19 protein-coding genes are annotated in these 21,111 nt (G+C 67.1%); 14 read left to right on the plus strand and 5 right to left on the minus strand.

Annotated features, from left to right (window positions below; translation table 11 throughout):
* Positions 1-210: 210 nt before the first annotated feature.
* Both ACZLHH_RS15290 and ACZLHH_RS15295 read right to left on the minus strand, forming a co-directional pair.
* The gene (locus ACZLHH_RS15290) at positions 211-753 is read right to left on the minus strand and encodes a CbrC family protein (RefSeq protein ID WP_180845375.1); all 543 of its coding nucleotides are present in this window, start codon (positions 751-753) and stop codon (positions 211-213) included.
* 78 nt (positions 754-831) lie between these two features.
* Entirely contained in the window at positions 832-1,170 is a 339-nt protein-coding gene (locus ACZLHH_RS15295; protein WP_005410230.1) for a HesB/IscA family protein, read from the minus strand.
* 128 nt (positions 1,171-1,298) lie between these two features.
* Between ACZLHH_RS15295 and asnS the strand changes: the two genes are divergently transcribed.
* The 12 genes from asnS (at position 1,299) to ACZLHH_RS15355 (ending at position 11,841) form a co-directional block, all read left to right on the plus strand.
* Positions 1,299-2,693 carry an asparagine--tRNA ligase gene (asnS, locus tag ACZLHH_RS15300; RefSeq protein WP_197573221.1) on the plus strand — a complete coding sequence of 465 codons (1,395 nt, stop codon included), beginning with the start codon at positions 1,299-1,301 and terminating at the stop codon, positions 2,691-2,693.
* Between the two features lie 30 nt (positions 2,694-2,723).
* Positions 2,724-3,023 (plus strand): hypothetical protein, encoded by a 300-nt coding sequence (locus tag ACZLHH_RS15305; RefSeq protein ID WP_005417403.1) that lies wholly within the window; start codon positions 2,724-2,726, stop codon positions 3,021-3,023.
* Between the two features lie 7 nt (positions 3,024-3,030).
* Positions 3,031-3,345 (plus strand): hypothetical protein, encoded by a 315-nt coding sequence (locus ACZLHH_RS15310; RefSeq protein ID WP_149909398.1) that lies wholly within the window; start codon positions 3,031-3,033, stop codon positions 3,343-3,345.
* Between the two features lie 7 nt (positions 3,346-3,352).
* On the plus strand, positions 3,353-3,991 hold the full coding sequence (locus tag ACZLHH_RS15315; protein WP_180845377.1) for an FMN-binding negative transcriptional regulator: 639 nt from the start codon (positions 3,353-3,355) through the stop codon (positions 3,989-3,991).
* 72 nt (positions 3,992-4,063) lie between these two features.
* The gene (gene can, locus ACZLHH_RS15320; RefSeq protein WP_014037740.1) at positions 4,064-4,726 is read left to right on the plus strand and encodes a carbonate dehydratase; all 663 of its coding nucleotides are present in this window, start codon (positions 4,064-4,066) and stop codon (positions 4,724-4,726) included.
* Between the two features lie 19 nt (positions 4,727-4,745).
* On the plus strand, positions 4,746-5,267 hold the full coding sequence (locus ACZLHH_RS15325) for a 3-hydroxyanthranilate 3,4-dioxygenase (protein WP_049422134.1): 522 nt from the start codon (positions 4,746-4,748) through the stop codon (positions 5,265-5,267).
* Positions 5,268-5,471: 204 nt separating this feature from the next.
* Positions 5,472-6,746: a kynureninase gene (kynU, locus tag ACZLHH_RS15330; RefSeq protein ID WP_032127677.1), complete on the plus strand. Its 1,275-nt coding sequence runs from the start codon at positions 5,472-5,474 to the stop codon at positions 6,744-6,746.
* A gap of 31 nt (positions 6,747-6,777) precedes the next feature.
* Entirely contained in the window at positions 6,778-8,145 is a 1,368-nt protein-coding gene (locus tag ACZLHH_RS15335) for an FAD-dependent oxidoreductase (RefSeq protein ID WP_071227462.1), read from the plus strand.
* Positions 8,145-9,584, plus strand: a complete 1,440-nt coding sequence (gene sbcB, locus ACZLHH_RS15340) for an exodeoxyribonuclease I (RefSeq protein WP_180845378.1) — start codon at positions 8,145-8,147, stop codon at positions 9,582-9,584. The genes ACZLHH_RS15335 and sbcB overlap by 1 nt, the downstream gene beginning before the upstream one ends.
* Entirely contained in the window at positions 9,581-10,267 is a 687-nt protein-coding gene (locus tag ACZLHH_RS15345; RefSeq protein ID WP_032127674.1) for a DUF2461 domain-containing protein, read from the plus strand. The genes sbcB and ACZLHH_RS15345 overlap by 4 nt, the downstream gene beginning before the upstream one ends.
* Positions 10,267-11,247: an aldo/keto reductase gene (locus ACZLHH_RS15350; protein ID WP_049422074.1), complete on the plus strand. Its 981-nt coding sequence runs from the start codon at positions 10,267-10,269 to the stop codon at positions 11,245-11,247. The genes ACZLHH_RS15345 and ACZLHH_RS15350 overlap by 1 nt, the downstream gene beginning before the upstream one ends.
* Positions 11,248-11,289: 42 nt before the next feature.
* Entirely contained in the window at positions 11,290-11,841 is a 552-nt protein-coding gene (locus tag ACZLHH_RS15355; RefSeq protein WP_071227460.1) for a DUF2939 domain-containing protein, read from the plus strand.
* Between the two features lie 129 nt (positions 11,842-11,970).
* Here ACZLHH_RS15355 and ACZLHH_RS15360 read toward each other — a convergent pair whose 3' ends face one another.
* From ACZLHH_RS15360 to ACZLHH_RS15370, 3 genes are all read right to left on the minus strand, one after another.
* Complete coding sequence (locus ACZLHH_RS15360; RefSeq protein ID WP_005410242.1) at positions 11,971-12,915, minus strand: 5'-nucleotidase; 945 nt, start codon at positions 12,913-12,915, stop codon at positions 11,971-11,973.
* 47 nt (positions 12,916-12,962) lie between these two features.
* Positions 12,963-13,736: an NAD kinase gene (locus tag ACZLHH_RS15365; protein WP_006376667.1), complete on the minus strand. Its 774-nt coding sequence runs from the start codon at positions 13,734-13,736 to the stop codon at positions 12,963-12,965.
* A gap of 208 nt (positions 13,737-13,944) precedes the next feature.
* Complete coding sequence (locus ACZLHH_RS15370) at positions 13,945-18,921, minus strand: NAD-glutamate dehydrogenase (protein WP_180845356.1); 4,977 nt, start codon at positions 18,919-18,921, stop codon at positions 13,945-13,947.
* 250 nt (positions 18,922-19,171) lie between these two features.
* Between ACZLHH_RS15370 and ACZLHH_RS15375 the strand changes: the two genes are divergently transcribed.
* Complete coding sequence (locus ACZLHH_RS15375) at positions 19,172-19,828, plus strand: TetR/AcrR family transcriptional regulator (protein WP_032127669.1); 657 nt, start codon at positions 19,172-19,174, stop codon at positions 19,826-19,828.
* Positions 19,828-21,096, plus strand: coding sequence for an efflux RND transporter periplasmic adaptor subunit (locus ACZLHH_RS15380; protein ID WP_478478681.1), 1,269 nt, complete (start codon positions 19,828-19,830; stop codon positions 21,094-21,096). The genes ACZLHH_RS15375 and ACZLHH_RS15380 overlap by 1 nt, the downstream gene beginning before the upstream one ends.
* The last annotated feature ends 15 nt before the right edge of the window (positions 21,097-21,111 follow it).

The following is a 21,111-nucleotide window of genomic DNA, read 5'->3' on the forward strand; positions in this document are numbered from 1 at the left end:
TGTGGCCTTGCGGCCGGACAGCCCCCCGCCGTTGATACCGCGGTGGGGCAAGGATTCCCGCCGGGAGGCAGGAAGCCGCGCATTATGGCGCAGATGGGGGTGCCGGGCAACCGGCGGGTCACAGGGCAACCTGAACCGGGGGCGCAGCCCCCATGCCGACCCAGGCTGGCCGCTACCGGAGCCCCGCACAGCCCAAGAATCCGCCTGGATTCACCCCAGGTCGACGTGAAGGCGATGCTGGCCGCATTCCAGGCACTGGAACAGGCAGCCGACCATCATCCCGTCCCGGCTCAGGTGCGCCAGCACCCAGTCGGCGTCGCGCGGATTGACCTCCGCCACATCGGGCCGGACCTGGTCGAGGATGGGCAGCAGATCGTCTCTGCCGGCGAAACCGAGGAAGGCGCAGGGCCGTTCACAATGGCTCAGCCAGACCGATTGCTGCCAGGACGGGTAGCCCGGCGTGCGCTCGCAGATCTCCAGCAGCAGCTCACGAGCGATGCTCGGCGGCGGGTCGGCCGGGTCTGGCGAGACCCCTTCGATATCACTCCAGCCGGTGAATTCACCCTCGTAGCTGGCCGCCGCCCTGCCGTCGGCGATACACCAAGGGCAAAGGTAATCCGGACGCAGACGGGCGTAGAACGGCCCGCGGTAGCGCAGTGTGCGCGGCTGGCCGCAGCAGTCACAGATTCCGTCGACCTCTTCGAAGGAGAGGGCGTAGGCGTTGGGGTGATAAATGAAAAGCGGTCGTTCCATCCGTGGATCCCTTCCCTGCCGACCAAGGTCGGCATCTACCAGCGCCCGGCCATGCCCGGCGGACGCCAGAACCAGCCCTCAGGCCTTGTCGGCGTCGGTGGTGAAGCTTTCACCGCAGCCACACTCGGCGGTGGCGTTCGGGTTGCTGAACGTGAACGTTTCGCTCAGGCCGTGCTTGCCGAAGTCGATCACGGTGCCGTCCACCAGCGCCAGGCTCTTGGCGTCGACATAGATCTTCACGCCGTCCTGCTCGAACACGGTATCGCCCTCGCGCTCGTCGCGTGCCAGGTCGGTGATGTGGCCCCAACCGGAGCAACCGGTCTTGGTCACGCCGAAACGCAGGCCCAGCGCACCGGGGGTCTGGGCGACAAAGCGCTGCACGCGCTCGAAGGCGATGGGGGTCAGGCTGACGGCCATGGGGCTACTCCAGAGGTACGGGGACATTATAAGGAGCCGTTGCCGCGAAAAATGCCTCGCAAGCAGAACGCTGCAACCGGTAAACTCCCGTGTTCACAGATCGAGTCGATCAGCAGAGGATTCAAGTCATGACGGTGGTCAGCGTTGAACATGCGCTTGCCGGGAAGATCCCGGAAGGCGGCGAAGTCACGGTACGCGGATGGGTGCGCACGGTGCGCGGTTCAGCGAATCTGGCCTTCGTGAATGTGAGCGACGGCTCCTGCTTCGCGCCGATCCAGGTCGTGGCCGGCGACAGCCTGGCCAACTTCGACGAGATCAAGCGCCTGACCAGCGGCTGCTCGGTCATCGCCACCGGCACCCTGGTGAAGTCGCAGGGCAAGGGCCAGTCGTTCGAGATCCAGGCCAGCACGCTGGAAGTGGTCGGCTGGGTCGAAGACCCGCTCACCTACCCGATCCAGCCCAAGCCGATGTCGCCGGAGTTCCTGCGCGAAGTGGCGCACCTGCGCCCGCGCACCAACCTGTTCGGCGCGGTCACCCGCATCCGCAACTGCCTGGCCCAGGCCGTGCACCGTTTCTTCCACGAAAACGGCTTCAACTGGATCAGCACCCCGATCATCACCACCTCCGACGCCGAAGGCGCCGGCCAGATGTTCCGCGTGTCCACCCTGGACATGGTGAACCTGCCGCGCGATGAGAAGGGCGCGATCGATTTCAGCCGCGACTTCTTCGGCAAGGAAACCTTCCTGACCGTGTCCGGCCAGCTGAACGTCGAGGCCTACTGCCTGGCGCTGAGCAAGGTCTACACCTTCGGCCCGACCTTCCGCGCCGAGAACAGCCACACCACCCGCCACCTGGCGGAGTTCTGGATGATCGAGCCGGAAATCGCCTTCGCCGACCTGGCCGAAGACGCACGCCTGGCCGAAGAGTTCCTGAAGTACCTGTTCCGTGCGGTGCTGAACGAGCGCAGCGACGACCTGGCCTTCATCGCCGAGCGCGTGGACAAGAACGCGATCACCAAGCTGGAAGACTTCATCAACGCACCGTTCGAGCGCATCGACTACACCGATGCGGTCAGCCTGCTGCAGAAGTCCGGCAAGAAGTTCGACTTCCCGGTCGAATGGGGCCTGGACCTGCAGACCGAGCACGAGCGCTGGCTGACCGAAGAACACGTCGGCCGCCCGGTGGTGGTGACCAACTATCCGGAGCACATCAAGGCCTTCTACATGCGCCTGAACGACGACGGCAAGACCGTTGCCGCGATGGACGTGCTGGCCCCGGGCATCGGCGAGATCATCGGCGGCAGCCAGCGCGAAGAGCGCCTGGAAGTGCTGGACGCGCGCATGGCCCAGTTCGGCCTGGATCGTGAGCACTACAGCTGGTATCGCGATTTCCGCCGCTATGGTTCGGTGCCGCACGCCGGCTTCGGCCTGGGCTTCGAACGCCTGGTGGTGTACGTCTGCGGGCTGTCCAACATCCGCGATGCGATCCCCTACCCGCGCGCCCCGGGCAGCGCGGACTTCTAAGCCCCACACGACCACGGAGGTACCGCTCCCATGACCCTGTTCTTCGCCCTCTGTTTCGTCGGCGTTGCAGTGGCCGGGTTCAGTGCCTTCGTGATCTTCTGGCCGCTGACCCTGGTGCACGTACGCGATCGCCATCCGGCGCTCGCCGAGCGCTTCGGCAGCGGTGCCTTCCTCAAGCCCGATGCCCTGGCCTGGCTGCTGCGCCGTGACTATCGCCAGCAGCCGGACCGCTCGCTGTCCGGGCTGGCGACGCCGGCCTGGGTATCGCTGCTGACCCTGCTGGCCGGACTGGGCATGGCCGCCCTGCTCTGGCTGGCCTCGCTCTGGTAACACATCCATGAATGACATCACCGCCTCGCGCGACAGCTGGTGGCTGGCCAGCCTCGGCAACACCCTGATCTGGGCGCGCCTGCGCGTGCGCCCGGCCGGCACCGCCGAAGTGCTCGACAGCGATGGCAACACGCTGAGCTATGACAGCGAAGACACCGCGCGTTCGCAGCTGTTCGACGCCGAATTCGTCGAGTACGACGGCCTGGACGAGGAAGACGCGCTGGTGCGCGGCTTCAGCCTGCGCGAAGTGCAGCCGCCGCAGGCCGACAGCGACGAGGGCCTGCGCGGCCGCATGATCCAGTCGCTGGGCGGGCGCGCCTGACCCCTGCATGTTCACCCCGCGCGCCTTCGCCGAGACCGATCTGCTCTGGCTGGACCGCCTGCTGGCGCGCGACCCGTTCGTTACCGTGCTTACGCCCGGCAGCGATGGCCTGCCGGAGCTGACCCGGATGCCGGTGCTGTACCGGCGTGACGGCGACCAGATCGAACTGCGCGGCCACTGGGCGCGCGCCAACCCGCAGTCGCGCCACCGCGGCGCGGCCAAGGTACTGATCGATGGTCCGCATGGCTACGTCTCGGCCAGCTGGTATCCGGACAAGGAGCCCGCTGCGCGGGTACCCACCTGGAACTACGCCGCCGCCGAACTGCGCGGCCAGCTGCAGACGTTCGACGATGCCGAAGCGCTGGCCGAACTGGTCGGCGCGATCAGCGATCGCTTCGAAGCCAGTGTCGGACAGGCTTGGCATTTCGATCCCACGCGTGCCGAGCATGGCCCGGAGCTGCGCGCCATCGTCGGCTTCCGTTTCCAGGTCGAACAGGTGCAGCTGAAGCTCAAGCTGAGCCAGAACCATCCCGATGCGAACCAGCGCGCGGTGATCGCCGAACTGGAACAGTTGGGCACCCCCGCTTCCACCGAGTTGGCGCAGTGGATGCGCTGGCACCGCGAACAGGCTGCCCGCAGCGACTGAACGCCCCAGATTCCCGCGACGACGCAGCCGGACGGCTGCGGCGAGCCCCCACCCGACGCCAGGGACCCATACATGAAAGACATCCACAAACTGCTGCAGAACAACCGCGACTGGGCCGACCGGATCGAGAAGGAAGACCCCGAGTTCTTCCACCAGCTCGCCAAGCAGCAGCACCCCGAATACCTGTGGATCGGCTGTTCCGATTCGCGCGTGCCGGCCAACCAGATCATCGGCATGGCCCCGGGTGAAGTGTTCGTGCACCGCAACGTCGCCAACGTGGTCGCCCACACCGACCTGAACTGCCTGAGCGTGGTGCAGTACGCGGTGGACCAGCTGAAGGTGAAGCACATCCTGATCGTCGGCCACTACGGCTGCGGCGGCGTGCATGCCTGCCTGCACAACACCCGCGTCGGCCTGGCCGACAACTGGCTGCGCCACGTTGGCGACGTGATGCAGAAGCACACCGGCATCCTTGATGCGATCGAGACCGACGAGCTCAAGCACGCACGCCTGTGCGAACTGAACGTGATCGAGCAGGTGGCCAACCTGTGCCGCTCGACCATCGTGCAGGACGCCTGGGCCCGCGGCCAGAAGCTGATGGTGCACGGCTGGGTCTACAGCCTGAAGGACGGACGCGTGCGCGAGATGGGCATCGACGTCGGTTCGCAGGAAGAGCTGCAGCCCGCCTATGAAAAGGCCCTGTCCTACGTCCCGCGCAAGGGCAAGCGCGACTGATCCCTTACGGATGACCACCATGCTCGCTTCGCCGATCAACCTGCACGCCTGGATCGAAGAGAACCGCCACCTGCTGAAGCCGCCGGTGGGCAACAAGATGATCGACAACGGCGACTTCATCGTGATGGTGGTGGGCGGGCCGAACTCGCGTACCGACTTCCACTACGACGAAGGCCCGGAGTGGTTCTACCAGCTCGAAGGCGAGATGGTGCTGAAGGTGCAGGAAGACGGCGCGGTGCGCGACATTCCGATCCGCGCCGGCGAGATCTTCCTGCTGCCGGCAAAGGTGCCGCACTCGCCGCGGCGCCCGCCCGGTGGTATCGGTCTGGTGGTCGAGCGCAAGCGCCTGCCGCACGAGATGGACGGCGTGATCTGGCACTGCGAGCGCTGCAACCACAAGCTGCACGAAGAGTATTTCCCGCTGCAGAACATCGAGACCGACCTGCCCAAGGTGTTTGCGCGCTATCACGCCAGCCTGGAACTGCGTACCTGCAGCGAGTGCGGGCACGTGGACCCGCTGCCGGCGCCAGCGGCGGGCTGAGCCATCGAACGGTAGTTCCCCACCTCGGTGGGCGCATGCTCGCCCCCGCTCTGGTAGTTGCCCACCTTGGTGGGCGCTTGCTTGTACGTGCGCCAACCAAGGTTGGCGTCTACCGGGTCATGCGGCGCTGGCGTTGGGTTGGCAGCTACCGGGCCATGCCCCAGGCGCTACACTGGCGGTCCCGTTGCAGCCTGTTGCCCGACCATGTCCGACCTGCTCAGCCGCACCCACGCCATTGCCCTGGACGCCGCCGATCCGCTGCGCCCGCTGCGCAATGAATTCCTGATTCCGCGCCATGGCGGCGGCGAGCAGACCTACTTCGTCGGCAACTCGCTGGGCCTGCAGCCGCGTGGCGCGCAGGCGGCCGTGCAGGAAGTGATGAAGCAGTGGGGCGAGCTGGCGGTGGAAGGCCACTTCACCGGCCCGACACAGTGGCTGTCCTACCACCGCCTGGTGAGCGCGCAGCTGGCCCGCGTGGTCGGTGCGCTGCCCAGCGAGGTAGTTGCAATGAACACGCTGAGCGTGAACCTGCACCTGATGATGGTCAGCTTCTACCGGCCCACGGCCGAGCGCCCGGTGATCCTGATGGAAGCCGGCGCATTCCCGACCGATCGCCACGCGGTGGAAGCACAGATCCGCTTCCATGGCTTCGACCCGGCCGAGTGCCTGGTGGAAGTGCAGCCGGACGAGGCCAACGGCACGATTTCACTGACCGCGATCGAGCATGCCATCGCCGAGCACGGTTCACGCCTGGCGCTGGTGCTGTGGCCTGGCGTGCAGTACCGCACCGGCCAGGCCTTCGACCTCGATGCGATCACCCGCGCCGCACGTCTGCAGGGCGCGCGTATCGGCTTCGACCTGGCACACTCGGTCGGCAACCTGCCGCTGCGCCTGCATGACGTGGCCCCTGATTTCGCCGTGTGGTGCCACTACAAGTACCTCAACAGCGGCCCGGGCGCGGTGGCCGGCGCGTTCGTGCATGAGCGCCATCACCGCGACACCAGCCTGCCGCGCTTTGCCGGCTGGTGGGGCCATGAGGAATCCACCCGCTTCCAGATGGCGCCGCAGTTCACCCCGGCCATCGGTGCCGAAGGCTGGCAGCTGAGCAATCCGCCAATCCTCGGCCTGGCGCCGCTGCGCGCCTCGCTGGACCTGTTCGAGCGCGCCGGCATGGAGGCGCTGCGCAGCAAGTCGCTGGCACTGACCGGCATGCTCGAAGCACTGGTCCGCGCACGCCTGTCCGGCGTGCTCGACATCATCACCCCGGCCGAGCCGCAGCGCCGTGGCTGCCAGTTGTCGCTGCGCGTGATCGGTGGCCGCGAGCGCGGCCGTGCGCTGTTCGAGCATCTGCGCGGCATCGGCGTGCTCGGCGACTGGCGCGAACCCGACGTGATCCGCATCTCGCCCACGCCGCTCTACAACCGCTACCTGGACGTGCACCACTTCGTCGAGGAAGTGGAAGCCTGGGCCGGCCTCTAAGCCGGCCCCTCCCCTACTGCTGGACAGTTCGTTGATCGCACACGCTTCCCGCTCGTTGAGCATTATCGGTGCCGGCCTTGCCGGGTCCCTGCTGGCCATCCTGCTGTCACGCCAGGGCTGGCGCATCACCTTGTACGAACGCCGCGGCGATCCACGCGTGGCCGACTACGAGAGCGGCCGCTCGATCAACCTGGCGTTGGCCGAGCGTGGGCGCAACGCACTGCGTCAGGCGGGCGTGGAAGACGAGGTGATGGCGCGCGCGGTGATGATGCGCGGGCGCATGGTGCACCCGCGCGAGGGCGAACCGCAGCTGCAGCGCTATGGCCGCGACGACAGCGAAGTGATCTGGTCGATCCACCGCAGCGACCTGAACACCACGCTGCTGGAGCTGGCCGAACAGGCCGGCGCCACCGTGCACTTCCATCGCCGCCTGCACACCGTCGATTTCGATGCGGGTTACGCACGCTTCATCGATGACCGTGACGACAGCCCGCACGACATCCGTTTCGACACCCTGATCGGTGCCGACGGTGCCGGTTCGGCACTGCGTGCGGCGATGAACCGGCGCGCGCCGCTGGGTGAGGACATCGCCTTCCTCGACCACTCCTACAAGGAGCTGGAGATCCCGCCGGCTGCCGATGGCAGCTTCCGCATTGAGCGCAATGCACTGCACATCTGGCCGCGCGGCCACTACATGTGCATCGCCCTGCCCAACCACGAAGGCACCTTCACCGTCACCCTGTTCCTGCCCAACCAGGGCGATCCCAGCTTCGCCACGGTCAACACCGGCGCGCAGGCCGAGGCGCTGTTCGCGCGCGAGTTCGTCGACACCCTGCCGTTGATCCCGAACCTGCGCGCGGACTGGGAGCAGCATCCGCCGGGCCTGCTTGGCACGCTCACTCTGGAACGCTGGCACCAGCAGGGCCGCGCCGTGCTGATCGGCGACGCCGCGCATGCGATGGTGCCGTTCCATGGCCAGGGTATGAACTGCGCGTTCGAAGACTGCGTTGCGCTGGCCCGTCACCTGATGGAGGCCGATGATCTGGAAGGTGCGTTCGCCGCGTTCGAAGCCGAGCGCAAGCCAAATGCGCGCGCAATCCAGCAGATGGCGCTGGAGAACTACCTGGAGATGCGCGACCGCGTGGCCGATCCCGCCTTCCTGCTGCAGCGCGAGCTGGAACAGGAACTGCAGCGGCGCTGGCCGACCCGCTTCGTACCGCACTACACGATGGTCACTTTCCTGCACACGCCGTACGCCGAGGCGCTGCGCCGCACCGAACTGCAGCGCGACATGCTGGTGGCCGCCACCGCCGGTCACGATTCACTGGACAACATCGACTGGACCGCACTGGAAGCACAGATCCACGCGCAGCTGCCGGTCCTGGAGGGGGCGCACTGATGGCTGACAGCTTCCTGTTCTACGACCTGGAAACCTTCGGCCAGGACCCGCGGCGCACGCGCATCTCGCAGTACGCCGCGATCCGTACCGACGCCGATCTCAACGAAATCGACACGCCGGTCAGTTTCTTCGTGCGCCCGGCCGATGACCTGCTGCCCTCGCCGATGGCCACGCTGGTCACCGGCATCACCCCGCAGCAGGCACTGGCCGAGGGCATCAGCGAGGCCGAGGCCTTCGATCGCATCAACGAGCAGCTGTCGCGCCCCGGCACCTGTGCGCTGGGCTACAACACGCTGCGCTTCGACGATGAGTTCGTCCGCTACGGCCTGTTCCGCAACTTCCACGACCCGTACGAACGCGAGTGGCGCAACGGCAATTCGCGCTGGGACCTGCTGGACATGCTGCGGCTGATGCGCGCGATGCGCCCGGACGGCATCCAGTGGCCGCTGCGCGAGGATGGCGCCACCTCGTTCAAGCTCGAGCACCTGGCCGAGGCCAACAACGTGCGCGAAGGCGATGCGCACGAAGCGCTGTCCGACGTACGCGCCACCATCGGCATGGCACGCCTGTTCAAGCAGTCGCAGCCACGGCTGTGGGAGTACGCGCTGAAGCTGCGCGACAAACGCTTCGTCGGCAGCCTGCTGGACGTGGCCGCGATGAAGCCGGTACTGCACATTTCCATGCGCTACCCGGCCAGTCGCCTGTGCGCGGCCCCGGTGCTGCCGCTGGCCGCGCACCCGACCATCAACAACCGGGTGATCGTGTTCGACCTGGAAGGCGAGATCGACGATCTGCTGGAACTGCCGGCCGAGGTGATCGCACAGCGCCTGTACATGCGCGCCAGCGAGCTGCCCGAAGGCGTGGCGCGGGTGCCGCTGAAGGAAGTGCACCTGAACAAGGTGCCCGCGCTGATCGCCTGGAACCACCTGCGCGCCGATGACCACGCGCGCCTCGGCCTGGACGTGGCCGCGATCGAGGCCAAGGTGGAACGCCTGCGCGCGTTCGCCCCGCAGCTGGCCGAGAAGGCCCGGCAGGTCTACAACCAGCCCCGCACCGCCACCGTGGCCGATGTCGATGCCTCGCTCTACGACGGCTTCCTCGGCAATGGCGACAAGCCGCTGCTTGCGCTGGCACGCACCACCGCGCCAGAGCAGCTGGCCGCGCTGGAAGGCCGCTTCCGCGACCCGCGCCTGCCGGAGCTGCTGTTCCGTTACCGCGCGCGCAATCATCCCGACAGCCTCGCACCGGCTGAACGCCAGCGCTGGCAGGATTACCGCCGCCAGCGCCTGCTCGGAGACGGCGGGCTGGGCGAACTCAACCTGCCCCAGTACCAGCAGCAGCTCGATGCACTGGCCGCCGAAGCGCCCGACGACACGCGGCGCCAGGCCCTGCTGCAATCGCTGCGCGACTGGGGCCAGCACCTGCAGGAGACCTTGTGAGTACCTATTTCTCGGACGCCAGCTTCAAGTTCCTGCGCAGCCTGGCGCGGCATAACGACAAGGCATGGTTCAACGACCACCGCCAGCAGTATGAAGACCACGTGCGGCAGCCATTCCTGCGCCTGCTGGGTGACCTGCAGCCGGCGCTGGCCGAGGTCAGCGACCACTTCCGCGCCGATACCCGTGGCGTCGGCGGCTCGCTGTTCCGCATCCATCGCGACGCCCGCTTCTCCAACGACAAATCCCCGTACAAGACCTGGCAGGGTGCACGCCTGTTCCATGAGCGCCGCCGCGAGGTGGCCGCGCCCTCGTTCTACGTGCACCTGCAGCCGGGCGAGAGCTTCGTCGGTGCCGGCCTGTGGCATCCGGAACCGGAGACCCAGCGCCGCGTGCGCCACTTCATCCTCGACAACCCGGGCAGCTGGAAGGCCGCAGCGCATGCACCGGCCCTGCGCAAACGCTTCGACTTCGAGGAGAGCGAGAAGCTGGTGCGTCCGCCGCGCGGCTTCCCGGCCGACTTCGAATTCATCGACGACCTCAAGCACCGCAACTGGGTGATGTGGCGCTCGCTGGACGACGCCACCATGACCGGCCCGCGCCTGCTGTCCACGCTGGGCAAGGACCTGGCCGCGCTCGGCCCGTTCGTCGACTACCTGTGCGCGGCGCTGGACCTGGAATTCTGATGCCGTTGGCACAGCAACGCCGCACGCTGGGCCGCACCGGCCTGGCGGTTTCGCCGGTGGGCCTGGGCTGCTCCGGCTTCTGGGGGCATCGCCGCTTCCCGGAACAGTCGGCCGCGCACGTGGTCGAGCATGCACTGGCACAGGGCGTGAACCTGTTGGACACCGGCCACAACTATTCCGGTTTCCACGCCGAGCCGCGGCTGGGCCGCATCCTGCGCCCGTTGCTGAAGCGATACCCGCGCGAGTCGCTGGTGATTTCCAGCAAGGGCGGCACACTGACCGGCCAGGCCGGCGTCAGCGGCGCCGAGCAACGCAATTTCTCGCCGGCAGCCATCACTGCCAGCTGCGAGGCCTCGCTGCGCAACCTCGGCCTGGATTACCTGGATATCTACCAGCTGCACGGTGCCAGCCAGCACGACATCAACGATGACCTGCTGGCCGCGCTGCAACGCCTGCGCGAACGCGGGCTGATCCGGCACACCGGCATCAATACGCACACGGCATCGACTCTGCGCTGGATGATCGACCATCCCACGCTGTTCGACGTGGTGCTTCTGGACTACAACGCCCTGCAGCAGGACCGTGAACCCCTCATCGACCAGTTGCACGCAGTGGGCATCGGCGTACTGGCCGGCACAGTGCTGGCGCAGGGCCATCTGCTGCCACCACGCCCGCGCCTGCCACGACCGGCGGATGCCTGGTACCTGGCCAGGGCTTGGCTAAAACCGAGCAGCCGCACACTGATGCACAGCGCACGCAACATGCGGAAGACGCTGGCCGCCATCCGCAGCCAGCGCCCCGCCCAGACCGCCTTTGCCTACGCCCTGGGCCATCCCGGCGTGGCCAGTGGCATCCTGGGTACCACCCGCACCGCCAGCCTGGAAGAAGTACTGGCAACGCGGCTTGAGGCACTGACCGCAGCCGAACGCCAGCAGCTGGTGGACGCCTTCGGTGATGGCCGCGGATCTCCCAGTCATTGAGTCTTCACCCCATGCTGCTGCGGTTGCGGCAGTCTGGGCGGCATGAAGAAACTCACCGCACTCGTTGGGCTGTTGGTCCTGGCCTTGGCCGCATGGTGGTTCGGCGGCCCGTACATGACCGTCAATGGCCTGTCCAAGGCCATCGAGCAACGCGACACCGCGCGCCTGGAGCGTTACGTCGATTTCCCGCGCGTGCGCAGCAGCCTGCGCGCGCAGCTCAATGACTATCTGGTGCGCCAAGCCGGCCCGGATGTGGCGGCCAGCCCGTTCGGTGCCCTGCTGTACGGGCTGGGCGACCAGCTTGGTGGTGCCGCGGTGGACACCATGGTGACCCCGACCGGGATCGGCGCGATGCTGCAGGGTCACGTGCTGTGGAAGCGCGGCCGCAATGAACTGCAGGGCGGCGATGCCTTCGGCGCGACCGAACCCGCGCGGCCGCTGAAGCATGCCGAACATCATTTCGAAGCGCTGGACCGCTTCGTGATCGATGTCGATCGCGGTCCCGGCCAGCCGCCGATGAAGGTGGTGCTGGAACCGCAGGGCCTGCGCTGGAAGGTGGTGGACCTGCAGCTGGGGATGTCCGGCAGCCCTTGACGGGACCCGTGGCCTGACGGCAATGCCAACCAAGGTTGGCGACTACCGGGGCATGGCGCTCTGGTAGATGCCCACCTTGGTGGGCATGGATCCAGGACGGCGCCAACCAAGGTTGGCAATTACCAGACCCTATCCTTCGTTGGCAACGCCATGCGGCACGTGGCCGGCGGCCACATGCTCTCGGGCACTGTCGATGTTGTGCTGCGAATCATCGAAGAAGATGTCGGCGCCAAACGCCTGCAGGAACGGCCCCTTGTGGCGGCCGCCGAGGAACAGCGCCTCGTCCAGGCGCACGCCCCACTCGCGCAGGGTACGGATCACCCGCTCATGCGCCGGTGCCGATCGCGCGGTGACCAGTGCGGTCCGGATCGGCGCACTCTCGCCGGCCGGGAACACTTCCTGCAATGTATGCAGGGCCGACAGGAAACCCCGGAACGGACCGCCGCTGAGCGGCTCGCGGGCGCGTTCGCGCTCGTGGCGGCCAAAGGCTTCCACGCCCTGCTCGCGCGAAATGCGCTCGCTCTCGTCACCGAAGATCACGGCGTCACCGTCGAAGGCGATGCGCAGCTGGCCGGCCGGGCGACCGGTATCGATCTGGTCGGCCGCCGCAGCGGCGGTCTCGCCAGGCGGCTTGGGCAGGATGGTCGCCGCCGCAATGCCATGGCGCAGCGCGCTGCGCACCGATTCCGGGTTGGCCGACAGGAACAGGTCGGTACCGAACGGCTTCACGTACGGCCAGGTCGGCTCGCCGGCGGTGAACGTCGCGCGGATGATGCCCAGGCCGTAATGCTGGATCGAATTGAAGATGCGCAGGCCGGTATCGGCCGAATTGCGCGACAGCAGGATCACCTCGACCCGCGGATTCTCCGGGCTGGCGCCCTGGTTCAGCGCCAGCAACTTGCGCACCACCGGGAAGGCCACGCCGGGCCCGAGGATGTCGTCCTCGTGCTGGCGCTGGAATTCGGCATAGGCCGCCACGCCATCGCTCTCGAACAGCGCATGGCTTTCCTCGAGGTCGAACAGGGCGCGCGAGGTCACCGCGACGGTCAGCAAACGGGGGGAGTTGTCGCCCATCGGTGGGGGTCCTTCAAGCGGTCGGCGGGGCCGGCCGCCTATTGTCGTCAAAAAACGAACTGTTCGCTCAGGATCCGGTCTTCCAGGTTGTGCTCCGGGTCGAACAGCAGGGTCACGCGGCGGTCCTTCGACTCGCGGATGGTCACCTCGACCACGTCGCGGGTCTCATGCGAATCCGCTGTGACGCTGACCGGGCGCTTGTACGGATCGAGCACGCGGAAACGCACTTCGGTGTCGGCCTTGAGAATCGCCCCGCGCCAGCGTCGCGGCCGGTACGGGGCCAACGGCGTCAGCGCGATGGTATGCGAGCCCAGCGGCAGCACAGGACCGTGTGCGGAATAGTTGTAGGCGGTGCTGCCGGCCGGGGTGGCCACCAGCACGCCGTCACCGATCAGTTCGGCCACGCGTTCCTGACCGTTGAGGTCGATGCCGATATGCGCGGCCTGCCGGGTCTGGCGCAGCAGCGACACATCGTTGTAGGCCAGCGAACCGGTACTGGTGCCCGACTCGGTCAACGCCACCATTTCCAGCGGGCGCAGGTTGGCCGGTTCGGCACGGGCAATGCGCGCCTGCACGTCGTCGTCGCCACGGTACTGGTTCATCAGGAAGCCGACGGTGCCCAGCTTCATGCCGAACACCGGCTTGCCCAGGTGCCCGTGCCGGTGCAGGGTCTGCAGCATGAAACCGTCGCCGCCCAGCGGGCACAGCACGTCCGCCTGCTCCGGCGCGTGATCGCCATAGCGCGAGACCATCGCGGCGCGGGCCATCTGCGCGGGCTCGGTGGTGCTGGCCAGGAAAGCGATGCGGGGGGTGTCGCTCATCGGTGGATCCGGGTGGGTGTGCCAGCAAGAGCATACCCGGTAGTGCCGGCCGCTGGCCGGCAACCGCCTATCTGCGGGGAGGTCCATGGGGTTGCCGGCCAGCGGCCGGCACTACCCGTCCCAGGCATGCGCCGCAAAACAGAACGGCCCCGCTTTCGCGGGGCCGTTCTGTTCTACACGTGTCGGGCGTGGCCCGGCGTTACATCACTTACGCACCATGCGCGGCCAGCTGGCCCAGGCGCTGCACCGCGACCGAGACGGTCGGGTAGTCCAGGGTCTTCTGCTCGGCCAGTTCGGCCAGCATCGCCAGGGTGAAGCGCAGGCTGTTGTCGTCGCGCCCCATCCAGGCCGCCACCTTCGCTTCAGCACTGCTGCCCTTGGTGCCCAGCACCTGGCCCGCCAGGTTGCGGTGGTTGGCGGCCAGCTCGTCACGCAGCACGCCACGTGCCACGGCGTGCCAACGGCCATTGACCTCCAGCGCGTCGACCTGCTCGAACAGCCACGGCAGCTGCAGGGCGTCGCCCAGGCGGAAGTGGACCTTGGACACGTCCACCGGCTTCAGCTTGCGGGTGCGGGCCAGTTCGATGATGTCGAACGCCGGCTCCAGGAAGTGCAGTTCGGCCAGCTGCTGCGCCAGCGCGGACGGCAGGCCCTTTTCCTTCCACTCGGCCACCAGGGCTTCGTAGGTCGGACGCTGCGAATCCGGCAGCACACCCGAAGCAACGCGGATGTCGTTGAACGGACCCTGGTAGCGGTTGACCGCTTCGGTGATGCCCGGCATCGCGCCGGGGCGCGACAGCAGCCAGCGCACGAACGAGCGCTGCAGCTTCCAGATCACTTCCAGTGCATCGATCTGCACCGACTCCGGCACCTTGCCGTCGAGGGCATCGATCTGCGCCCACAGCGCGCGCGCATCCAGCGTTTCACGGCTGATGGTGTAGGCCTTGGCGACCTCGGCGATGGAACGGCCGGTGTCTTCCTGCATGCGCATCAGGAAGGTGGCGCCCATGCGGTTGATGGTCTGGTTGGTCACGGCCGTGGCGATGATTTCGCGCTTCAGGCGGTGACGCTCCATTGCGTCGGCGTACTTCTTCTGCAGCGGGGTCGGGAAGTAGCGCTGCAGCTCCTTGGACAGGTACGGATCTTCCGGAATGTCCGAATCCAGCAGCTGGGCGAACGCCACCAGCTTGGAGTAGGACAGCAGCACCGACAGCTCCGGACGGGTCAGGCCCTGGCCGCGTGCCTTGCGCTGCGACAGCTCGGCATCGGACGGCAGGAACTCGATCTGGCGATCAAGCAGGCCCTGCTGCTCCAGGGTACGGATGAAGTGCTGCTTGGAACCCAGCCGCTTGACCGCCATCCGCTCCATCAGGCTCAGCGCCTGGTTCTGGCGGTAGTTGTCGTTGAGCACCAGCTCGGCGACTTCATCGGTCATCGAAGCCAGCAGCTTGTTGCGCTGCTCGACGGTCAGCTTCTTGGCCCGCACCACATCGTTGAGCAGGATCTTGATGTTGACTTCGTGGTCGGAGGTGTCGACACCGGCCGAGTTGTCGATGAAGTCGGTGTTGAGCAGCACGCCTGCCTGGGCAGCTTCGATGCGGCCCAGCTGGGTCATGCCCAGGTTGCCGCCCTCGCCCACCACCTTGCAGCGCAGCTCGCCACCGTTCACGCGCAGCGCGTTGTTGGCGCGGTCGCCGACATCGCTGTGCTGCTCGCTGGCAGCCTTCACGTAGGTACCGATGCCGCCGTTCCACAGCAGGTCGACCGGTGCCTTCAGGATCGCGCTCATCAGGTCGTTCGGCGACAGCGCCTTGACGTTCTCGTCCAGGCCCAGCACTTCACGCACCTGCGGGGTGATCTCGATCGACTTCAGGCTGCGCGGGTACACGCCGCCACCCTTGCTGATCAGCTTGGCATCGTAGTCCGCCCAGCTCGAACGCGGCACGGTGAACAGGCGCTCACGTTCGACGAACGTGGTAGCTGCATCCGGGTTCGGGTCCAGGAAGATGTGGCGGTGATCGAACGCGGCGACCAGGCGGATGTGGCGCGACAGCAGCATGCCGTTGCCGAACACGTCGCCGGACATGTCGCCGACGCCGACCGCGGTGAAGTCCTGGCTCTGGCTGTCACGGCCCAGCGCACGGAAGTGGCGCTTGACCGACTCCCACGCACCGCGTGCGGTGATGCCCATGCCCTTGTGGTCGTAACCCACCGAACCACCAGAGGCGAACGCATCGCCCATCCAGAAGCCGTGCGCGATGGCCAGGCCGTTGGCAATGTCGGAGAAGGTCGCGGTGCCCTTGTCGGCAGCCACCACCAGGTACGGATCGTCCATGTCGTGGCGCACGACATCCACCGGCGGCACGATCTTGTTGTTGACGATGTTGTCGGTGATGTCCAGCAGGCCCTGGATGAACAGCTTGTAGCAGGCCACGCCGTTGGCGAAGATCGCGTCGCGGTCGCCGTTCACCGGCGGGGTCTTGGCGAAGAAGCCGCCCTTCGCGCCGACCGGCACGATGACGGTGTTCTTGACCATCTGCGCCTTGACCAGGCCCAGCACTTCGGTACGGAAGTCTTCGCGACGGTCCGACCAGCGCAGGCCACCACGGGCGACCGCGCCGAAGCGCAGGTGGGTACCTTCCACGCGCGGGCCGTAGACGAAGATCTCGCGGTACGGGCGCGGCTTCGGCAGGTCCGGCACCAGTGCCGAATCGAACTTGAAGCTGATGACATGGCCGTGCTGGCCGTTGGCATCGGTCTGGTAGTAGCTGGTGCGCAGGGTCGCGTCGATCACGCCCATGAACGAGCGCAGGATGCGGTCCTCGTCCAGGCTGGACACACGGTCCATCAGCTTCAGCAGCGCATCGCGCGCAGCCTGCATCTGCGCGTCGCGGTCACCCTTGCGGGCGTCGACCACGGTCTTGAGCACCTTCAGGGTGGCGTCGTCGCCAGCAGTCAGCACATCGAAGTGGGCCTTCAGCTGGGCCTGGCCGGCGGCGATGTCGTCCTTGCTCTCGTGGCCGGTTGCCGGATCGAAGCGCGCTTCGAACAGCTCGACCAGCAGTCGGGCCAGCAGCGGGTAGCGCGCGAAGGTGCCTTCCACGTAGGCCTGCGAGAACGGCACGCCGGTCTGCAGCAGGTACTTGCAGTAGCCACGCAGCATGGCGACCTGGCGCCAGTGCAGGCCGGCAGCCAGCACCAGGCGGTTGAAGCCGTCGTTCTCGGCATCGCCGTGCCAGACGCGGGCAAAGGTCTCGCCGAAGGCTTCATCGACGCTGGCGGCATCGATCGCGCCGGCGGTCGACTCGACCTCGAAGTCCTGCACATACACCGGCGCGTTGTCGACCGACAGGCGGTACGGACGCTCGGCGATCACGCGCAGGCCCATGTTTTCCATCATCGGCAGCGCGTCCGACAGCGGGATGTCATCCAGCTGGCGATACAGCTTCAGGCGCAGGCCATCACCAGATTCACGCGGCACCGCCTGCAGGCTCAGGCGCAGGTCGTCCGGGCCGGTCAGGGCATCGAGCTGGCTGACATCGTTGGCGGCAACGGCGGTGCTGTTGTCTTCGATGTAGCCGGCCGGCAGTGCCCTGCCGATGCGGGCAGCGATGCGCAGGCCTTCGGTTTCGCCATGGCGGGTCACCAGCGCTTCGCGCAGGTCGTCCTGCCAGTTGCGCAGCACCTGGGCCAGCTTCTGCTCCAGTTCGGCGGTATCGACGTCCAGCATTTCGCCCGGCTTCGGGCGCACGATCAGGTGCACCTGGGCCAGCGGCGATTCGCCCAGCACCACCGAGCTGTCCACGTATTCGCCGTGCAGCGCGTCCTTCAGCATCGCTTCGATGCGCAGGCGCACGTCGGTGTTGAAGCGCTCACGCGGCAGGTAGACCAGCGCGGAGATGAAACGGCTGTACTTGTCGCGGCGCAGGAACAGGCGGCTGCGCACGCGCTCCTGCAGGCCCAGCACGCCCATGGCAGTGCGGAACAGTTCGTCCTCGCTGGACTGGAACAGTTCTTCGCGCGGCAGGGTTTCCAGGATGTGGCGCAGGGCCTTGCCGCTGTGGCTGGCCGAGGCCAGGCCCGACTGCTTCATCACGTGCTCGTGGCGCTGGCGCACCAGCGGGATTTCCCACGGGCGACGGTTGTAGGCGCTGGATGTGAACAGGCCGAGGAAGCGCTGCTCGCCGATGATCTTGCCCTTGGCGTCGAATTCCAGCACGCCGATGTAGTCCATGTAGCCGGCGCGGTGCACGCGCGAACGGGCATTGGTCTTGGTCAGGATCAGCGCGTCCTTCAGCCCGGACGTGGTGTTCAGGCCCTGCGCGGCCAGGGTCTTGACCGGACGGGCGGCGGACTTGTCCTTGCCGCGCATCAGGCCCAGGCCGGTATCGTTCAGCGGCGCCAGCACCTCTTCCTTGCCCTGCTTCTCGACGCGGTACTCGCGGTAGCCGAAGAAGGTGAAGTGGTTGTCGGCGGCCCAGCGCAGGAATTCCTGTGCTTCCTTGCGCGACGCGTCGTCGACCGGCAGCTGGCGGCTGCCCAGGTCGTCGGCCAGCGCCAGCGCCTTGTCCTTCATCGGCTGCCAGTCGCGCACGATCGCACGCACTTCGTCCAGCGCCTTGCTGATGGCCTGCTCGATGGCCGCCATGGCTTCGGCCGGCTGGCGGTCGATCTCCAGCAGCATCACCGACTCGGCATCACCCTCGCCGACCTTGACCAGCTTGCCGGCCTTGTCGCGGGTGAAGCGCAGCACCGGGTGGCCCAGCACGTGGACGCCCACGCCCTGTTCGGCCAGCGACATGGTGACGGTGTCGACCAGGAACGGCATGTCGTCGTTGACGATCTGCAGCACGGTGTGCGGCGATTCCCAACCGTTGGCCTTCGCGGTCGGATTGAACACGCGGACGTTGGCCTTGCCGGCCTTGCGGGCACGGGCGAATTCCAGCGTCTCAGCCGCGAGAGCGGCCCACTCTTCAGCGCTGTGGTGCGGGAACTCGTCCGACTCCATGCGCTTGTAGAAGTCAGTGGCGAAGGCCACCGCTTCGGCCTGTGCGGCCGCGGGGTAACGCTTGCGCAATGCCGTGTACACCGGCTCCAGGGAGAAACCAGCGGTCACTGCGACCTCCGACTCTGCTGGTTTGGTCTTGTTTTTCACGGTCTTGGCTGCGGTTTTTTGCGGTTTCATGGCAGAGCGATGCGCTTGCTCAGTTGGGAAAATGAAATTGTAGCCCTACCGCACGAAAAGGCCTTGCTGCAGGACGGAATAACCAGATTCGGGTTTGCTGCGGTTTAGACGCCTATTCAGTTCGCACCGGTATGGTGCTGGCGCCCGCTTCAGCACTGCCGACAGGATCGGCAAAGCGTGTTACCGGAAGACACACGCGGCGACGCCGATTCGATTCCACAATCCTGAACTGGACGGTATAGTCCACCGCGTGAACCCGGCCTACCTCCCCGTTGCCCTCGACGCACGCGATGAGCGCGTGTTCGATGCCGTGCGCGAGCTGCTGGCCCAGCAGGGCATGCAGATGAGCATGGACGCGGTGGCCCAGCATGCCGGCTGTTCCAAGCAGACCCTGTACTCGCGCTACGGCAACAAGCAGGAACTGCTGCGCCGGGTGATGCAGCGCCATGTCGGCCACGCTACCGGAGCCATGGTTCGTGCACTCCGCACTGACGACCTGCGTGCCAGCCTGCTCCAGTTCGCCACCGACTTCCTGGAGCATTTCAACCAACCGCACGTAGGGCAGGCCTGTCGGCTGATCGCCGCCGACGCGGCCCAGTTTCCCGAAGAGGCGCGTACGCTGTACCGGCATGGCGCCGGCGCGCTGACGCTTCATCTTGCTGAATGGATTGAAACCGTTTGCATGCGTGGCCAGCTCCGGCATGACGACCCGCACTTCATGGCCGAACTGCTGCTGAGCATGATCGCCGGTCAGGATTTCGACAAACAGCGTTTCCATACCCCCCATCGTGATGACGCGCAGCTGCGTCGGCGGTGGGCAGAGTTCTCCGTCGACAGCTTCCTGCGCGCCTTCGCGCCTCAGCCGTCGGCGGCCCCGTCTTCAAACCAACCCCGGAGTTCCTCCTGATGACCGCCCCACTCCGCACCCTTGCCTTGACGTGCGCCGTTGCTGTCGCGCTGGCTGCCTGCAAGAAGCCGGAACAGCAGACGCCCCCGCCGCCGGAGGTGGGCGTGATCGACGCCAAGCCGCAGACCCTGCCGCTGCAGCGTGAGCTGGTCGGCCGCCTGTCGCCGTTCCGCAGCGCCGACGTGCGTGCGCGCGTGCCGGGCGTACTGCTCAAGCGCGTCTACCAGGAAGGCTCGCAGGTCAAGCAGGGCCAGCCCCTGTTCCTGATCGACCCGGCGCCGCTGCGTGCTTCGCTCAATGCCTCCGAGGCCCAGCTGGCCTCGGCCCGCGCCACCTACGCCAATGCCAAGGTGGCCGCGGATCGCGCGCGTTCGCTGGCGCCGCAGCAGTTCGTCTCCAAGTCCGACCTGGACAACGCCGAATCGGCCGAGCGCACCGCGCTGGCCGCGGTCAAGCAGGCCGAAGCGGCGGTGACCTCTTCGCGCATCAGCCTGGGTTATACCGAAGTGACCGCGCCGATCAGCGGTGTGGCCAACAAGCAGCAGGTCACCGAAGGCGCGCTGGTCGGCCAAGGCGATGTGACCCTGCTGACCACCGTCGACCAGCTCGACCCGCTGTACGTGAACTTCTCGCTGAGCGTGGACGAGTTGACCCAGCTGCGCGCGCAGCAGGCCAAGGGTGCGCTGGCGCTGTCCGGTGACGGCAAGGCCACGGTCAACGTCAAGCTGGCCGACGGCAGCACCTACAGCGAGCCGGGCACGCTGGACTTCTCTTCGACCACGGTCGACCCGGCCACCGGCGCGGTGTCGCTGCGTGCGCTGCTGCCGAACCCGCAGCAGATCCTGCTGCCCGGCGCCTTCGTCAGCTTCCAGGCCAACCTCGGCGAGCGCAACAACGCCTACCTGGTGCCGCAGCAGGCGCTGCTGCGCGACACCACCGGCGGCTACGTGATGGTGGTCGGTGCCGACGGCAAGGTGGTGCGCAAGAACGTGAAGACCGATGGCGCGCAGAACGGCAACTGGCTGGTCAGCGACGGCCTGGCCGCCGGTGACAAGGTGATCGTGGCCGGCGTGCAGAAGGTCAAGGAAGGTGCGCCGGCGGTGGCCAAGCCGTGGACCCCGGGGCAGGACGCCAACGACAAGCCGGCCGCGGGCGGCGCCGCTCCGGCGGGCACCGCACCGGCTGCTGGCAAGGCACCGGCCGACGCGGCCAAGCCCGAGCAGGCCGATGCGGCCAAGCCGGCCGCCACCGATTCGAACAAGCAGTAACGGGAACCTTCCGTC

This window comes from Stenotrophomonas sp. 28608_Sma (assembly GCF_056486185.1).

Excerpts from the sequence above, each read along its gene's own strand:
- ACZLHH_RS15290 (WP_180845375.1), bottom strand. The coding sequence starts at position 753 with ATGGAACGACCGCTTTTCATTTATCACCCCAACGCCTACGCCCTCTCC.
- ACZLHH_RS15295 (WP_005410230.1), bottom strand. The coding sequence starts at position 1,170 with ATGGCCGTCAGCCTGACCCCCATCGCCTTCGAGCGCGTGCAGCGCTTT.
- asnS (WP_197573221.1), top strand. The coding sequence starts at position 1,299 with ATGACGGTGGTCAGCGTTGAACATGCGCTTGCCGGGAAGATCCCGGAA.
- ACZLHH_RS15305 (WP_005417403.1), top strand. The coding sequence starts at position 2,724 with ATGACCCTGTTCTTCGCCCTCTGTTTCGTCGGCGTTGCAGTGGCCGGG.
- ACZLHH_RS15310 (WP_149909398.1), top strand. The coding sequence starts at position 3,031 with ATGAATGACATCACCGCCTCGCGCGACAGCTGGTGGCTGGCCAGCCTC.
- ACZLHH_RS15315 (WP_180845377.1), top strand. The coding sequence starts at position 3,353 with ATGTTCACCCCGCGCGCCTTCGCCGAGACCGATCTGCTCTGGCTGGAC.
- can (WP_014037740.1), top strand. The coding sequence starts at position 4,064 with ATGAAAGACATCCACAAACTGCTGCAGAACAACCGCGACTGGGCCGAC.
- ACZLHH_RS15325 (WP_049422134.1), top strand. The coding sequence starts at position 4,746 with ATGCTCGCTTCGCCGATCAACCTGCACGCCTGGATCGAAGAGAACCGC.
- kynU (WP_032127677.1), top strand. The coding sequence starts at position 5,472 with ATGTCCGACCTGCTCAGCCGCACCCACGCCATTGCCCTGGACGCCGCC.
- sbcB (WP_180845378.1), top strand. The coding sequence starts at position 8,145 with ATGGCTGACAGCTTCCTGTTCTACGACCTGGAAACCTTCGGCCAGGAC.
- ACZLHH_RS15350 (WP_049422074.1), top strand. The coding sequence starts at position 10,267 with ATGCCGTTGGCACAGCAACGCCGCACGCTGGGCCGCACCGGCCTGGCG.
- ACZLHH_RS15355 (WP_071227460.1), top strand. The coding sequence starts at position 11,290 with ATGAAGAAACTCACCGCACTCGTTGGGCTGTTGGTCCTGGCCTTGGCC.
- ACZLHH_RS15360 (WP_005410242.1), bottom strand. The coding sequence starts at position 12,915 with ATGGGCGACAACTCCCCCCGTTTGCTGACCGTCGCGGTGACCTCGCGC.
- ACZLHH_RS15365 (WP_006376667.1), bottom strand. The coding sequence starts at position 13,736 with ATGAGCGACACCCCCCGCATCGCTTTCCTGGCCAGCACCACCGAGCCC.
- ACZLHH_RS15370 (WP_180845356.1), bottom strand. The coding sequence starts at position 18,921 with ATGAAACCGCAAAAAACCGCAGCCAAGACCGTGAAAAACAAGACCAAA.
- ACZLHH_RS15380 (WP_478478681.1), top strand. The coding sequence starts at position 19,828 with ATGACCGCCCCACTCCGCACCCTTGCCTTGACGTGCGCCGTTGCTGTC.